The sequence below is a fragment of the Halotia branconii CENA392 genome (assembly GCF_029953635.1).
GTDB classification, from domain to species: Bacteria; Cyanobacteriota; Cyanobacteriia; order Cyanobacteriales; family Nostocaceae; genus Halotia; species Halotia branconii.
In genome coordinates this window covers 2,715,116-2,730,403 of the sequence record NZ_CP124543.1, presented here as the reverse complement: position 1 = coordinate 2,730,403, position 15,288 = coordinate 2,715,116, and the positions used below count along the sequence as shown (strand labels likewise).

At 40.0% G+C, this 15,288-nt stretch carries 12 protein-coding genes and 1 riboswitch; of the genes, 5 read left to right on the top strand and 7 right to left on the bottom strand.

Features of this window, described 5'->3' with window-relative positions; translation table 11 throughout:
• Nucleotides 1-16: 16 nt before the first annotated feature.
• The 6 genes from QI031_RS11915 to QI031_RS11890 form a co-directional block, all read right to left on the bottom strand.
• Nucleotides 17-1,573, bottom strand: coding sequence for a serine/threonine protein kinase (locus tag QI031_RS11915; protein ID WP_281485360.1), 1,557 nt, complete (start codon nt 1,571-1,573; stop codon nt 17-19).
• Between the two features lie 72 nt (nt 1,574-1,645).
• Nucleotides 1,646-3,220 (bottom strand): serine/threonine protein kinase, encoded by a 1,575-nt coding sequence (locus QI031_RS11910; protein WP_281485359.1) that lies wholly within the window; start codon nt 3,218-3,220, stop codon nt 1,646-1,648.
• Between the two features lie 346 nt (nt 3,221-3,566).
• Nucleotides 3,567-4,748, bottom strand: coding sequence for an esterase-like activity of phytase family protein (locus QI031_RS11905; RefSeq protein ID WP_281485358.1), 1,182 nt, complete (start codon nt 4,746-4,748; stop codon nt 3,567-3,569).
• A gap of 287 nt (nt 4,749-5,035) precedes the next feature.
• On the bottom strand, nt 5,036-5,599 hold the full coding sequence (locus tag QI031_RS11900; RefSeq protein ID WP_281485357.1) for a DoxX family protein: 564 nt from the start codon (nt 5,597-5,599) through the stop codon (nt 5,036-5,038).
• A gap of 143 nt (nt 5,600-5,742) precedes the next feature.
• Nucleotides 5,743-7,002, bottom strand: a complete 1,260-nt coding sequence (locus QI031_RS11895) for an NAD(P)/FAD-dependent oxidoreductase (protein WP_281485356.1) — start codon at nt 7,000-7,002, stop codon at nt 5,743-5,745.
• A gap of 96 nt (nt 7,003-7,098) precedes the next feature.
• Nucleotides 7,099-8,592, bottom strand: a complete 1,494-nt coding sequence (locus QI031_RS11890; RefSeq protein ID WP_281485355.1) for a TM0106 family RecB-like putative nuclease — start codon at nt 8,590-8,592, stop codon at nt 7,099-7,101.
• Nucleotides 8,593-8,774: 182 nt separating this feature from the next.
• Here QI031_RS11890 and QI031_RS11885 point away from each other — a divergent pair, with 182 nt between their 5' ends.
• The 4 genes from QI031_RS11885 (at nt 8,775) to QI031_RS11870 (ending at nt 11,991) form a co-directional block, all read left to right on the top strand.
• Complete coding sequence (locus tag QI031_RS11885; RefSeq protein ID WP_281485354.1) at nt 8,775-10,100, top strand: YcjF family protein; 1,326 nt, start codon at nt 8,775-8,777, stop codon at nt 10,098-10,100.
• Nucleotides 10,101-10,111: 11 nt separating this feature from the next.
• Complete coding sequence (locus QI031_RS11880; protein ID WP_281485353.1) at nt 10,112-10,468, top strand: DOPA 4,5-dioxygenase family protein; 357 nt, start codon at nt 10,112-10,114, stop codon at nt 10,466-10,468.
• Between the two features lie 15 nt (nt 10,469-10,483).
• Nucleotides 10,484-10,654: riboswitch (cobalamin riboswitch) on the top strand.
• A 26-nt stretch (nt 10,655-10,680) separates the two neighbouring features.
• Nucleotides 10,681-11,094: a DUF1636 domain-containing protein gene (locus tag QI031_RS11875; RefSeq protein WP_281485352.1), complete on the top strand. Its 414-nt coding sequence runs from the start codon at nt 10,681-10,683 to the stop codon at nt 11,092-11,094.
• A 144-nt stretch (nt 11,095-11,238) separates the two neighbouring features.
• Nucleotides 11,239-11,991 (top strand): cobalt-precorrin-6A reductase, encoded by a 753-nt coding sequence (locus tag QI031_RS11870; RefSeq protein WP_281485351.1) that lies wholly within the window; start codon nt 11,239-11,241, stop codon nt 11,989-11,991.
• A 127-nt stretch (nt 11,992-12,118) separates the two neighbouring features.
• On the opposite strand, the gene QI031_RS11865 is transcribed toward QI031_RS11870, so the two are convergent.
• On the bottom strand, nt 12,119-13,222 hold the full coding sequence (locus QI031_RS11865; RefSeq protein ID WP_281485350.1) for a CobW family GTP-binding protein: 1,104 nt from the start codon (nt 13,220-13,222) through the stop codon (nt 12,119-12,121).
• A 303-nt stretch (nt 13,223-13,525) separates the two neighbouring features.
• Between QI031_RS11865 and cysS the strand changes: the two genes are divergently transcribed.
• Nucleotides 13,526-14,971 (top strand): cysteine--tRNA ligase, encoded by a 1,446-nt coding sequence (cysS, locus tag QI031_RS11860; RefSeq protein ID WP_281485349.1) that lies wholly within the window; start codon nt 13,526-13,528, stop codon nt 14,969-14,971.
• The last annotated feature ends 317 nt before the right edge of the window (nt 14,972-15,288 follow it).

Sequence of the window (15,288 nt, the reverse complement as noted above, 5' to 3'; positions counted from 1 at the left end):
CATGACGGCAGTTGCTCTACTTGGGGAGACCCCAAGACCGCACTGCCTCCCCTATGCCCTGCAATGTTCTGTCGGGTATTGATGCCAAGTGCCGCAGTATACGAGATTGCATTTGTTGATACTGCTGTTTTAATAATTGTTTGCTCAACTGAAGTTGAGAAGAAGGCGGTAGTTGCTTACTTTGTTCTACCCAGACTTTCAACATTTGCCGCTGAGTTGGATCAACATAACTGCTAATCACATTGGTGCAGGAATTAGGTGTTTCTAGAGTAAAGCAAATCAAGGGATAGCGTTCATTTTCTGCTAATGAAGACACCAATTGATGATTTTGAGGATTTTGCATATCTAGATAACAAGGTAACCATCTAGGCTCTAGTTCCCGATTGTAGAGGAGTGTCACCCATAACAGCATTGGGTAGGGGGATGTAATAAAGATAAATTGGTTGTGACGCTTAGAAAGGACACGTTTTTGAATTTCTTGTTTAGGCAACATCAGCCATAGTGCTGCTATATTACCTTGGGGAGTATCTATTAGTTGAGGAAAAACAATTTCTTGGATGGGTTTATTTCGAGGCCATACGAATTGGCCGCATTTTTTTTCTATTGCTAAAAGTAATTCAGATCCTAAAGGAATATTCGGCGCAGTTTTGGAGGATAAACTATTAGGCAAAATGGCATAACTTGGCTTTTCTAAACTGTTTAATACTTGTAAGATTGCGGTCATGCTTTGGGGGCGATCGCTAGGTGCTTTTGCCAAACAACTCATAATTAAATCATTGATTTGCTGAGGAAGTTGGAGTTGAGGATTAACCTCTGCGATCGCTTTCGGTACTTCAAAGTGATGTGCTTTATACCAAGCACCAAATAAATCGGTTTCTGGTTTCCAGGGTTTGACACCTGTAAGCATCTCAAACATCATTACACCTAAGCTATAAATATCAGATCGACTATCTAATTCTTCTCCTTCTAGTTGTTCAGGTGAAGAGTAAGGTAAAGTTCCATTAAATCCTTTATTAGTACTAGCTGTAACTGCATAATTGAGAAATTTAGCAATCCCAAAATCAAGAATTTTGACTAATTGACCTAATATTTGATCAGGAACAACTAATATATTAGCTGGTTTAATATCTCGATGAACTAAAGGATAAATTTTGCCATCAATATTAATACCTTGGTGGGCGCACTGCAAACCTAAACAAATCTGGCGTGCGAGAGTTAGAAACCTAGGCAAAGGTATGGGAATTAAATCTTTTAAACTCCTGCCGTTGAGATATTCCATTACATAGAATGGTTTACCTTCTGCGCTTACACCGTAATCATACGCTCGCACAATATGTAGGCTTTTTTGACTCAAAGCTGCACTAGTACGTGCTTCACGGGCAAAATCTTTTTGTATTTTGGGGTTGACAAAAGTTTGGGAAAGAAATTTTATCGCAACTGGTGTACCTCCTAATAAAATATCCTCTGCTAAAAAAACTTCACCCATGCCACCCCTCCCAATCAACTGCTTAAGTTGATAACGATTAGCTAGCAATTCTTTTTTGTGTGGTGACACAAATGCACTTTGATTCACTTTTACAACCTCTATTTTCGCCGCATTTCAAAAATAATAAACTTCAACACAGTTAATTAAATAATTTTTATTTTAATTACGTATTAAAAGTTGTAGAAATCTCTCAAATATTTTAGACATCCACTCTTTAAAGCCAGCCTTTTCGCTCTGGGAATCGATTGCTAAATTTTGCCGAATTTCTAATTTTACTTTTTCGTACTCTGCTTTAAGAATATTTTTAGCTTGTTCAGGTGAAATTAATTCATTAGATTTTTGATTTATAGTTAAGTAATCTGCAAGTTGTTGGCGCTGGCTGGCTGTGAATGTTAAAGTCATGACATGGGTACAACGAGTCGGTTCTTCTAAGGCAAAAAATAGTAAATGATAATAACCTGTATCTGCTAAAACACGAACTATTTTTTGTCCTTTCTGATCTTTAAGATCTAAGAAATAAGATAGCCAACGTGTCAGTGAAAGTTGGGCATCACATAGTACTGTTACCCACAATAGCATTGGGTAGATATTCATTTTGGCAATAAATTCAGTGCCATGAGTTTTATTTAAAAATTTGCTAATCTCTTCTTGGGGTAACATTGCCCAAATAGTTGCGACAGTGCCTTGAGTGGTATGTAATAAATGGGGAAAACCTATAGGAGCAATTGGTTTATTTTTAGGCCAAGTTTTCTGCAAACACTCTTTTTCGGATACAGAAGTTACAGGTACTAGTTGCACCAAAGATGCAGCTTGCCAACTATGATCATTAAATTGATGTTTAACCTGCTCTAATTTTTCTAAAATTTGGCTGATGTTTTGCGGGCGATCGCTGACTTCTTTCGCTAGACACTTCATCACTAACTTTTGTAATTCTTGCGGTACTTGAATTTGAGAATTAACTTCCTCAAATGTCGGTGGAATTTGAAAACGATGAGCTTGATACCAAGTACCAAAAGAGTTACTTTGTGTCTGAAATGGATGTTTTCCTGTAAGCATTTCAAACATCAGCACTCCTAAACTGTAAATATCAGAGCGCACATCTAGTAGTTTACGTCCTTCCATGTGTTCGGGAGAACAATAAGGTAAACTACCGATAAAAGAATCAGTCAGTGTCATGCCACTGCGTTCTGTTAAAAATTTAGCAATACCAAAATCGAGAATCTTGACAATCTCGCCTTGGTTGGCATCTTCAATCATGAATATATTTTCTGGTTTAATATCCCGATGCACAATGGGATAAATCTCTCCTTTGAGACTAATTCCTTGATGGGCGCACTGTAAACCTAAACAAATTTGTTGACAAATATCCAAAAACTTTGCTGTTGTTAAAGGCTGAATTTTAAGAATTTGTTTAAGGTTTTTTCCTAGAAGATACTCCATAACATAAAATGGAGTTTTATCATCCACGCCGTAACTTAACACCCGAACAATATTTTTGCTTTTGCGTCCCAATTGAGCGCCAATAAAAACTTCTCTCGCAAAGCGTTGGGATATTTGCTGAGTTCCTAAACTCAACATCAGAATTTTCACTGCAACTAATGTACCACCTTTAGCTGCATCTTCTGCTAGGTAAACCCTACCCATTCCCCCTTTGCCAATCAAATCTTTGATTAAATAGCGATTGTTTAAAAATTTTCCAATATAAATATCTACTTCTGTTTTTGGCTTTAACATACTTGGAAATTTTACGCTATTAAATATTTTATAAACATTAAAAAAAATGGTTTGATACTTTTTTGTAACTTTTAATTATTATCCAATAAAAATCTATCAAGTCATAAAATATAAAAAGCTGTCAGCTGTTAATCAAATTACTTCAAAACATGATGAAAAACTTCTTAAGTATTATGTAACATATTACTTAAGCCAAATGTATGAGAAAATTCACTGAATCCATCAATAGACTGAATTTACTTAATCGAATAGAGCAGTAAATCCACTGAACAATAAGATACCCGACTTCTCAAAGAAGTCGGGTATCTGAGCTTTTAAACGATTTTTATAAATAAATATACAAGTGCTAAAAATGAGGAATTAAACTACGTAAAAACTTGATGATTGGGGCTTCAATTTGAAGTTTAAAAGCTAGAATCTGAGTGCGTTGTAGGGAATTGAAATTATCATCACTAATCAGGATTAATGAGCGTTGTCCATTAGGTAACTTAGAGCCAAAGGTCAAACCTTCAATATTATCTAAGGCAACGTCTAAGGTTCTCAGATTTAGCAGCAGTTTTTTCTTGACTGGTTTGATATTCTGAAAGTCAACTGCTAAAAGGCTCTTGATATCTTGGATATCATCAGATCCTTCTAAAGAAACCTGAAACAGAGAAACAGCAAATCCCAAGCCAGTAAAAGATCGCTCAATACTAAGCAAGTGTCCTAGATTATCCAAAGCGAGTAAATCCGGTAATCCACTAGCGAACCTACCAGTTAAATTTAACAGTGGTGCGACTGGTTCGGTTTGGTACAGAAATTCTTTTTCAGGCTGATTGGTGAGTAGATTGTATTGTAAAATCCGGCAAGGACTGCCAAGATTAGCTTTAGCTGCTAGGCCATCTTGAATTAAAGCATTTTCGGTAGCCGTAAATAGATGCTTATTATCTGGTGTAATAGTTAAGCTTTCAAATGCTAAGTTATTGCGAACACCCTGTTGACCATTTTGATTGGGCAAAAACTTGTTGGGGATGGGTAGCGTTGTTATTACCCTACCAGAAGCGAGGGAAAACTCTTTAATAAAAGGATTAACTGATTGTCCAACGTCACCTTCAGAAGAAATAAACACAGTATCTTTTTTAGTTAAAGTAATACCTTCTGTATCACTGCTACCAGCAGTAAAAGTTTGACTATTATCGTTTAAAAGTGTAGTCACACCAACAAGTACAACACCACCATTTCTCAGTGAACCTTTGCTCAAGTCAATTTTTAGGGTATAAAAACGAGCATTAGCTTTTTGTCCTCGATCATCGGAGATAGCATAATAAAGATCATTTCTAGCATCGTAGGTAATTCCAGATAATCCCCCAACTTCTGTTTTTTGGAAAGATAACCCTTTTGGTAAGGTGGCTTGTCCGATGAACTCTATTCCACTGATTTCTACAGCACTTGTAGATAAGTTAATCAAAAATAGACTGATAATTACAATTATAAAAATACCTAAATAAATAATTTTAGGAAATTTTAGGTTTTTTTTAATTAGCTTCATTAATTACATTCCGAAAAAGGAAATTATGATCAGTGCCTTTGTTTAGACAAAGGCGCATTGCATTCATGTCTAAGTAAGTCGGTGAAATCAAACTATGTGAATAAAAGTAAATAAGGTTCAAACTCTTTCTCCCCCCTGCTTTATCCCAACGATGATTGATTATTGACATCGACCTACTTATTTCAGCTAAAATGTTGCAAAAAAATGTAGGTTGGGTTGAAGAATGAGACTCAACACTTTTATCAATGTTGGGTTTCCTTACGTCAACCCAACCTACACATCATGCGCTATTTTAGTCTTGCTACACCATTAATATGTGTGGGTAAACGATGCTGTCGTCGACGTTTTCTCCAAAATTTGTTGGCAAAAAAGTTGTTTATACTTTGTTCATGATTTGTGGTGGAATTTGTAGAGTTTTGTCTGTTGTTTCTTAAATGATCAAGTGAGTAAATATTGAAGCTGTTGGCAGCAAGTAAAATAAACAGTACAATACCGTAACTCAGCATAGAAGTAGCTGCGCCCCAGTTTTGTATTGATGTCACACCCATCTTCAAAATGATCATCAAGATAAATGTGGCAATCAGAGCGCTGCGAGTTGCTAACCCTACTGTAATTAATACACCCACAATTAATTCTACAGGGGGAACTAAGTAGGAGTTAATTCTGACTAGAAATTCTGGAAAATAAGAGTTTTCTAACTGCTTGACTGTATTTTCTACAAATCCTGGGATGTTGAAGATGCGAGTAAATCCATGATTAAAATAGTTGACACCAATTAAAATTCGCAGCAACAAATAAGCGATCGCAATATCTTTCTGTTTAAGACCAATGTAGTTTCTATTATCACTCATTACTATAACTCCAAATATGTAATTGCTGGGGTTAGTAGGGATTAGGGGCTAGGGGCTAGGGGCTAGGGATTAGGGGCTAGGGGCTAGGGGCTAGGTTATGTACTTCAACCTTATGTAATTGGGTGGGAACTGCTATAACACCTTTAACGGGGTAGAATCAAACGCACAGCGCGATCGCCTAATAAATAGGTATAAAGCCAAGTAAGTAATACTAGCAAGCGATTACGCCAACCAGGAAGATAAACTAAGTGGACTCCTAGCCACATCAGCCAAGCTAAAAAGCCTGTAAAGGCCAATACGCCAATTTTGCCAACACCAGAATAGCAGCCAATAATTGCTAATCTACCTTTGTTGAAATAATCAAAGGGCTGCGGCGCTTGTCCTCGAAGTTGCTGTTTAATATTACTTGCTACAGCCACACCTTGCTGTAATGCTTCTGGGGCAACTCCATTTAATGGTTTACCGTTGTTTTCCACATAGGCAAGATCCCCAATGGCATAAACATTGTGTTGCTCTAGTAATTGTAGAGTGGGCTGAACAATTAATTTTCCTTTCTTGGCGCTGGATAAATCCTCAGATGTTTCGGGAGAATTGGCTGTTAATCCGGCTGTCCAGATGACGGTTGCACTGGGAATTATTTGATCTGGAAAATGTACAGATTTTGGAGTAACTTGGCTGACTTTGGTTTGCAAGTAAATTTGTACTCCCAATTGACGTAACCGCTTATGGGTGTAAATTCCTAATTTTTTAGGGAGATTAGTTAATAAGCGATCGCCAGATTGCACTAAAATTAGTTTTACTTCTCTTAAATCTAATGTGGGATAATCCCGACGCAATTTTCCGCGCAGCATTTCCACCAAAGCACCCGCCATTTCTATACCCGTCGGGCCACCGCCGACAACGGTAAATGTCAGCAATTGTTGGCGTTGTAATGGATCAGATATCTGCACAGCTTTTTCTAAACAAGAGATAATTTGGTTGCGTAATGTTACCGCCTCTTCTAAGGTTTTCATTGCAAAAGCATGTTCGGCTGCTCCGGGAACCCCCCAAAATTGGGTTTGGCTGCCAGTCGCTAGCACTAAAAAGTCATAAGGAATGGCACAAGAATCAGTCTCAACGATTTGCGCTGAAAAATCAACTCGTTCTACTTCAGCCATCAAAAACCGCAGTTGAGGCTTTTGGTTAGACTGTTTCCAAGAGCATCGTCGTAAAATCTTCCGAATGGGGTAAGCAATATGCTCAGGTTCCAATTGTCCTGTAGCAATTTGATACAACAGTGGTACAAAAGTGTGATAGTTATTGCGATCAATTAATAATACATCTGCTTTAGAATTAGCTAAAGATTGGGCAGCTTGCAATCCACCAAATCCAGCGCCGACAATCACAACGCGGGGATTTTTCATCTGTCCTTTCCTAAGTTTTCTTGCTGGGTAACATTTCTTAGTTAAATTTTTATACTAATCGCTTCATTTTTGCCACTATCTTAGTTGTGAAATTACTTAAGCCAGTCGCAAATTATATTCATTTTCAATAAAGTTGACAAGCCAATCTTTGACGTGGCGAGTAGCGCGGCAGTCGTCTTCGTTGTAGCGTTGGATTAACTCTAGCAAAGTGCGATCGCCTGTTGTTAACCATTGGTCATACCAATAAATACACTTAGCACCATTCGCTTCTTGATCATGCCATTCAAAACCCAACCAACGGGCGATCGCTTTCAGGGCATAACTTTCTACAGGTAATGCTACACTCTGGGTTAATTGTTCATACACGTCAACAAACCGATTTAGTACCGGATGCACTGAAGAATATGGAGTGTGATAAAGTTTCGCTAATCGTTTGACTGTATCAAATTCGTAGACGCAAAAATGGTAAATTGGCGCTTGGGGATATTGCCAAACCAAATCTAAAAATTGCTGCCATACTAACTCTTCTTCTGCTAAATTTTCTGCTAAAAACGAGTAAAACTGTTCAGTGTTATTTTGCTTATCGACAACCAACACGCCTAAAAGATAATTTAAATCTAAGTCTGGCTGTGCCTCAATATCAAAATAAAGCTCCACTGGAGCCGTAAATGTAATATTTTCTATTGGTGGTGGACTGGGTAAGATCAAAGGCTGTCTTTGCAATGCAGATTGAGCCTGTACTACCAACTTGGGTGCTACTTGGGCATCGAAACCAAGGAGATTTTCTAGAATAATTGGATTGGTATGAGCTAGAGATTCTAGTGTATTTACGGATATAGCTTGGAGTTGAGTGTAGCGGATTGGTGTGACTCCTGGTAATAAAGAGAGATGTTCTTGCGATTGAGCGATCGCATAACATTGATTGTACCAATGACAAAGATTACACTTTTGCCGAGCGATAAATACCTCTGGTGCAGCTGGTGAATCTACAACTTGAATAAACTCCTTTAAAATATGTTGCATCTGTGGTATCCATTTTGTTAGATCCACGGCATAGTTAGGATTTTTATTACGCAATAACAACCAAGCTGTTTGGGGTATTACTCCTTGTACTGTTGCCAAAACTTGGGCGTGAAATGCAATGACGACTTGATATTCTTGCTTGGGACGCTTACCCATTTCGATATTTGCCGGAACGTACATCCAATCACCAAAGCAAGACTTTCCTGGCTGTTTTACAAGTAAATCTGGACGGCTAAGAAAAGTATATTTTTTATAGTTAAGGGATTCACTGGCCTCATTTACTAACTCGTTGCTAACTAACAGCACTCCCTGATGGATGTACTCGACTCCCTGCTGCATCAATTTCAAAGTCGCTGCTTGCCCTGCTTCCCAGTTCCCCCGTGGATAATCTGGTTTTTGACAGGTTAAATTTGCCAAAATTCCCTGACGATGAGCCTTTTTATCTTGTTGTAGTTTGAGCAACAACTCATTTGGGGCATCGTGCTGACTTTTGTCATCATGAATATCTAAAAAAGATCGGCGCTTACAGCGTTGATATTGCAGCAGAAGTTCGGCATTTATTAACATTCACTAAGTAATCTTCCACAGATCTTAAGAACCACTACTTCTACTCTAGTGTAGGAGATTAATGATTAGTCAGGGTTTGGCGATCGCTTTAACAGTGAACAGTTACCAGTCATCACTGTTTACTGATGACTGAACCACTCTACAATGACAGATAGGGTGTAGTTACAATCTTTCTGTTGCCAATGACTGAACAACATGATGCTGACTTGCCATCAGCTGATTCTCAGCAGTTCGGTGAACCAACTGATGGTGCAACCAAATCAGTTAATGATTCCTGGAAAAACCGCATTGCTGGTGTTTGGAATCAAGCAAAGGTAAATTTGATCCAAGTGCTACCCGTTGAACAAGTAGCACAGACAGTTGTGCAATGGTTTAGCGTCAGCGAAACTGAGGTTGCAGAGATTTTAGCAACAGTCCGCGCCGAACTACCAACCACAGAGGCGCTGCTGATTGGCAAACCCCAAGCGGGAAAAAGTTCAATTGTACGGGGATTAACCGGAGTTTCTGCTGAAATTGTCGGTCAGGGATTTCGCCCCCACACACAACACACCCAGCGTTATGCTTATCCTTCAGATGATCTGCCGTTGTTCATTTTTACAGATACGGTGGGGTTAGGAGATGTTAAACAAAATACTCAAGCAATCATTCAAGAATTAGTTGGCGATTTACAAAAGTCGAGTCGCCGTGCCAGAGTCCTGATTCTGACGGTTAAAATTAATGATTTTGCCACTGATACGCTGCGGCAAATTACCCAGGAATTACGTCAAAAATATCCCGAAATCCCCTGTCTTTTGGTAGTGACTTGCTTGCATGAAATTTATCCTCCAGGTACAGCTGATCATCCTGCCTATCCGCCAGAATATGAGGAAGTAAATAGAGCTTTTACAGCAATTAAGCAAGCTTTTTCAAACCTATGCGATCGCTCTGTCCTAATTGACTTCACTTTAGAAGAAGATGGCTATAATCCGGTATTTTATGGTTTAGAGGCATTGAGAGATACTCTCGCTGAACTACTACCAGAAGCAGAAGCACGGGCAATTTATCAATTATTAGATGAAACAGCAGGTGAACAATTAGGCAACCTCTACCGAGATGCCGGACGGCGTTATATTTTACCATTTGCAATCATGGCAGCCACACTGGCCGCTGTACCATTACCTTTTACTACAATGCCCGTTCTAACTGCCTTACAAGTCTCAATGGTGGGACTGTTGGGAAAACTGTACGGGCAAATATTAACACCATCTCAGGCTGGGGGAGTTGTCAGTGCGATCGCAGGGGGATTTGTAGCACAAGCTGTAGCACGAGAATTAATTAAATTTATTCCTGGTTTTGGCAGTGTTATAGCAGCTTCTTGGGCAGCTGCTTACACCTGGGCTTTAGGTGAAGGGGCTTGTGTTTACTTTGGTGATTTAATGGGTGGTAAGAGACCCGATCCTCAAAAAATTCAGTTAGTGATGCAAGAAGCATTTCAAGAAGCCAAAGAACGGTTTAAAAAAATCACGTAAAGCTGAGAGTTATGGCAGAAAGTACTATTACAATCACTATTTTTCACGCTCATATTTACTACGATAATGCTAGCCGTGAACAGGCTGCGCGTGTACGATCAGAACTGAACGCTAAATTTGACGTACAGCTTGGGCGCTGGCATGACAACCCAATTGGTCCACATCCCAAAGGAATGTATCAAGTTATATTTTCATTGGATCAATTTGGTCAGATTGTCCCGTGGTTAATGCTTAATCGGGAAGGATTAGATATCTTAGTTCATCCTGAGACGGGTGATGATGTCGCAGATCATACAAAAAATTCTTTGTGGCTAGGAGAGAAGCTAGAGTTGAACATCGAGTTTCTGCGACGGATTAGAACAACGTGAACCACTAAATATTGGTGTTATGATGGACGTTTCGGTTCTGGTGGTATTGAGCTACCAGAGGTAAGGGGGAAAGTTCGGTGTAAATCCGGCACTGTCCCGCAACTGTGAACTAATTTGAGATTTTTAGCTAACTCAAAATCCTAAATTAAGTTGAGTCAGAACGCCCGCCGAAATATACTACTCAGTCCTATACATCTGCGAGGTACAGATAAATGACTGCTACTGCTGACATTTCCCTTAGTAATTCTTTAGGTGTCGCCTCTCACACTTTATTTGTGTGCAAAACCTGTGCCAGTACTTGGCAAGATGGAAAACGTCTGGGTGAAAGTGGAGGTCAAAAACTATTACAGCATCTTCAGCACCTAGCACAAAATTGGGACTTGCAAGATCAATTTCCGATCCAAGAAGTAGAATGCATGAGTGCTTGTAACCGTTCTTGCGTTGTTGCTTTTGCTGCTAAAGGTAAATTAACTTATCTTTTTGGTGATTTAACTGTTGATGACAGTGCAGCTGCTGTACTCGAATGTGCCGGTCAATACTACGCTAAATCTGATGGTTTGCTACCTTGGTCAGAGCGGCCTGAACCGCTGAAAAAGGGAATTTTAGCAAAGATTCCACCCTTGTAGAAAAAGGCAGGGGAGCAGGGAGCAGGGGGAAGTGTTTTGACTGACTTCTGCTAGCTCAGCACAAGTCAGTACAAGACGCTCAGTGACCAGTAGGCAGAAGGTAAAAAGCTATCTACGAGCAGATAACGCAGAGAAAACATGGTCATGCGCGTTTTGATTCTTGGTGGTATTAAAGATGCCGCAGAATTGACTGCCAAAGTTGTGAATATTCCCGGAATTGAGGCGATCGCTTCTCTTGCAGGACGCACCCATAACCCCTCAATCCCGGTCGGTAATGTCCGTATTGGGGGTTTTGGCGGTGTGACTGGATTAGTTAACTATCTGCGTCAGATGCAGATCGACTTATTAATCGACGCTACTCATCCCTTTGCTAGTCAAATTTCTGAGAATGCAATAGCAGCGGCTAGAGAAGTGAGAATACCTCATTTGATGTTAATCCGCCCGCCTTGGCAACAAGTTAATGGCGATCGCTGGATTGAAGTGGAAAATAGTGAAGTTGCTGCTGCTACTTTAGAAAACCAAGCACAGCGCGTATTTTTAACAGTCGGTAGACAAGAACTTAGTGCTTTTGCTGACTTAGAAAAAATTTGGTTTTTAATGCGGATGATTGACCCTCCCAGTGCTGATGCTGTAATTCCGCCAGGAATGATATTGTGCGATCGCGGTCCCTTTGCTTTGGATAATGAAAGAGAAATTCTGATTCACCACAACATTGATACTATAGTCAGCAAAAATAGTGGTGGTAATGCCACCTACGCCAAAATTATTGCAGCTAGAGAACTGGGATTACAAGTTGTTATGGTAAATCGTCCAGCTACACCACCAGGAGAGCAAGTCACAACTGTTGATGGTGCTTTGGCATGGTTGCTGGAAAAGTTAGATAGCGATCGCACTTAGGACTTACGCAGAAGTAATGGAAAATTAAACCACAAAGGCACTAAGAACACAAAGAAATAGCAACAAGATCCCCGACTTCTTTGAGAAGTCGGGGATCTGAGCCTCTAAAGTGTATGGAGAATGTCAATTATTTACCAAAGCCTTTGCCTCGATTGGTAGAAGGTAGACAAACACAATTTTCTAGCTGAGTTATTAAAGTTTCACGATCTAGATTTTGACCAATCAGCACTAGCTGGTTTTTTGGTTTACCTTTCCACTCATCATCGTCTAAGGTAAAGCGTTTACCGCACAAGTGGAAAATATGACGCTTGGGACTTTCATCAAACCACATAATCCCCTTGGCGCGGAAAATATTGGAGGGCAGCTGATTATCTAAGAAAAATTGAAACTTCCTGATGGCTAAAGGCTTGTCACTCTCGAAGGATATGGAGGTAAAACCATCATTTTCTAAGTGATCAGAATGGTGGTGATGTTCATGGTGATCATGATCGTGATGGTCGTGACCGCATGTTGAATGATCATGATCATGATCATGATGATCGTGATCATGGTGGTCATGCTCATCAACAGTGTCAAAATACTTGTCAGACTCGAACAGACCTACACTGAGAATTAATGGCAATGGCACTTGCGATCGCGTGGTGCGAATGATTCTCGCATCTTCTTTGACTTCGCTAATTTTTCTTTCTAACTCAGTCAAAGCGGCTTCATCAACTAAATCTGCCTTGTTTAGCAAAATGATATCACCGTAGGAAATTTGGCTGTGAGCTGCCTGGGAATTGAATAAATCTAAGCTGTAATTGGCTGCGTCTACTACAGTGATAATTGAATCGAGACGAGTTAAATCTCGTAATTCTGTACCGAGAAATGTCAAGGCAACAGGTAAAGGATCAGCTAATCCTGTGGTTTCTACGACTAAATAATCGAGATTTTCTTGGCGTTCTAAAACTTTGTAAACAGCATCTACTAAATCAGTATTAATAGTGCAACAAATACAACCGTTATTAAGTTCCACCATATTTTCTTCAGTGGAAACAATTAACTCGTTGTCAATACCTATTTCGCCAAATTCGTTGACTAAAACAGCAGTTTTTAGCCCTTGCTGGTTACTAAGAATATGATTAAGTAAAGTAGTCTTGCCACTACCGAGAAATCCAGTAATAATCGTTACTGGCATTCCTTGTTTGGGCGCATCCATTGCTTGAGATTCGGGAGTAATGGCTGATTGCATAGCGCTATTATCAAAAAATCAAAGGAAACAATTTTGTAGACACTGTTGGGGGAAATCAGTTATCAGTTATCAGTTCAAAGATACTTGATACCTGTTCACTGTAAAAAGGTAGCGCAGATAGTCCAGAAAACACTAGCACAGGTCGTTGGAAGTCAAAAGACTTATGATAATTTGGGCTTTTGAACTGTTGATAGTGATGGCTTTATTTACGCCATACTGTACTAGCATAGGGATGTTGGACTGTCTTCACAGCTGCTTTACTTTATTATTGCGTATCTCTCTATATTTCAGAATTACTCTGTTATGACCTTAACTCTTTACAATACCCTCACTCGTCGTCAGGAACCGTTTACAACAGTCGAACCAGGCAAGGTTAAGATGTATTACTGCGGCGTGACGGTATATGATTTTTGCCATTTGGGTCATGCTAGAGCTTGTATTGTTTGGGATGTAGTGCGTCGATATCTTCAATTTATCGGCTATGAAGTTCGTTATGTCCAAAATTTTACTGATATTGATGACAAAATTCTCAACCGATCGCGGCAAGAACATTCTTCAATGGAAGAAGTAGCCGATCGCTTTATCAAAGCATATTTTGAGGATATGGCACGGTTGGGAATCAAAGAAGCCGATGAATATCCCCGCGCTACCCACACCATGAACGGCATTCAGCGGTTAATTCATGAGTTGGAACACAAAGGTTATGCTTACCCTGCTGACGGCGATGTTTATTATGCAGTGCGGCAATTTTCTGAGTACGGCAAGCTATCAAGACGTAAGTTAGAAGATTTGCAAGTCGGCGCAAGCGATCGCGTACAAGTCAAAGATCCAGAATATCAAAAAAAGAAAGACCCCTTTGATTTTGCTTTATGGAAAGCCGCCAGACCGGGAGAACCCGCTTGGAAATCACCTTGGGGTGAAGGTCGTCCAGGTTGGCATATTGAATGCTCCGCGATGGTGCGCGATCGCTTAGGCGAAACTATTGATATCCATGCTGGCGGTGAAGACTTAATTTTCCCTCATCATGAAAATGAAATTGCTCAGTCAGAAGCTGTCACCGGCAAACCTCTAGCGCTTTACTGGATGCATAACGGCATGGTCAAAGTTGATGGTGAAAAAATGTCTAAATCTCTAGGCAACTTTACTACCATTCGCGACTTGCTAAATCGAGGAGTTGAGCCAATGGCGGTGCGGTTACTTGTGTTAATGGCACAATATCGCACACCAATTGATTTTACAGATGAAGCGATCGCTGATAAAACAAATGCTTGGCACACTCTCAAGGAAGGTTTACTTTTTGGTTACGAATACGGTGAAAAACTTGGTTGGCAAATGGAAACTGCTTCCCTAATCCCGGAAATCGTAGAACGTTTTCAAGCATCTGTAAATGATGACTTTAATTTTCCTGGTGGTTTAACTGTGTTGTTTGAATTAGCCAAAGAACTCCGCCGCGAAGGAAACATTATAGTTCATCAAGGAAAAACTGCAACACCAGCAGAGGAATTAAAAAAACAGTGGCAAACACTTGTCACTTTGGCTGAAGTCTTAGGTTTAGAAGCCAAGCTAGAATTAGAAACCTCTCCCAGTGGAGGTTTAAGCGATGCCGAAATTGAGACAAAAATTCAACAAAGGCAACAAGCACGTCAAGCCAAGAATTTTGCCGAAGGCGATCGCATTCGTGATGAACTACTAGCACAAGGAATTACTTTAATAGATAGCCGTGATGGCACTAGATGGCATCGTAATTAGTCCCGATAGGCACTAACTAGTACTCTGTCAACCCAAAAATGACAGGTGGAAGCAGGCAGGGGAGGCAGGGGTAGCAGGGGTAGCAGGGGTAGCAGGGGTAGCAGGGGGAGAAAATTCTTTCCCTATCCCCCAGCTCGACCTACACCGCAAAATCGGGTTGGTAAACCACTAAGTAGTAGGTAAAAATACAAATACCTATGATGGCAGTTCCTTATGGGGAAACTCTAAGACCGGACTGCCCTACCGCAGGGGTGTATGTTGAATCAATAGCTCAGTTATAATTACAATTGAAGAGGCAAGTTTGACTTATAGACAAG

What these genes read in the sequence shown, in the direction of transcription:
- QI031_RS11910 (WP_281485359.1), bottom strand. Translation starts at nt 3,220, where the DNA reads ATGTTAAAGCCAAAAACAGAAGTAGATATTTATATTGGAAAATTTTTA.
- QI031_RS11905 (WP_281485358.1), bottom strand. Translation starts at nt 4,748, where the DNA reads ATGAAGCTAATTAAAAAAAACCTAAAATTTCCTAAAATTATTTATTTA.
- QI031_RS11900 (WP_281485357.1), bottom strand. Translation starts at nt 5,599, where the DNA reads ATGAGTGATAATAGAAACTACATTGGTCTTAAACAGAAAGATATTGCG.
- QI031_RS11895 (WP_281485356.1), bottom strand. Translation starts at nt 7,002, where the DNA reads ATGAAAAATCCCCGCGTTGTGATTGTCGGCGCTGGATTTGGTGGATTG.
- QI031_RS11890 (WP_281485355.1), bottom strand. Translation starts at nt 8,592, where the DNA reads ATGTTAATAAATGCCGAACTTCTGCTGCAATATCAACGCTGTAAGCGC.
- QI031_RS11885 (WP_281485354.1), top strand. Translation starts at nt 8,775, where the DNA reads ATGACTGAACAACATGATGCTGACTTGCCATCAGCTGATTCTCAGCAG.
- QI031_RS11880 (WP_281485353.1), top strand. Translation starts at nt 10,112, where the DNA reads ATGGCAGAAAGTACTATTACAATCACTATTTTTCACGCTCATATTTAC.
- QI031_RS11875 (WP_281485352.1), top strand. Translation starts at nt 10,681, where the DNA reads ATGACTGCTACTGCTGACATTTCCCTTAGTAATTCTTTAGGTGTCGCC.
- QI031_RS11870 (WP_281485351.1), top strand. Translation starts at nt 11,239, where the DNA reads ATGCGCGTTTTGATTCTTGGTGGTATTAAAGATGCCGCAGAATTGACT.
- QI031_RS11865 (WP_281485350.1), bottom strand. Translation starts at nt 13,222, where the DNA reads ATGCAATCAGCCATTACTCCCGAATCTCAAGCAATGGATGCGCCCAAA.
- cysS (WP_281485349.1), top strand. Translation starts at nt 13,526, where the DNA reads ATGACCTTAACTCTTTACAATACCCTCACTCGTCGTCAGGAACCGTTT.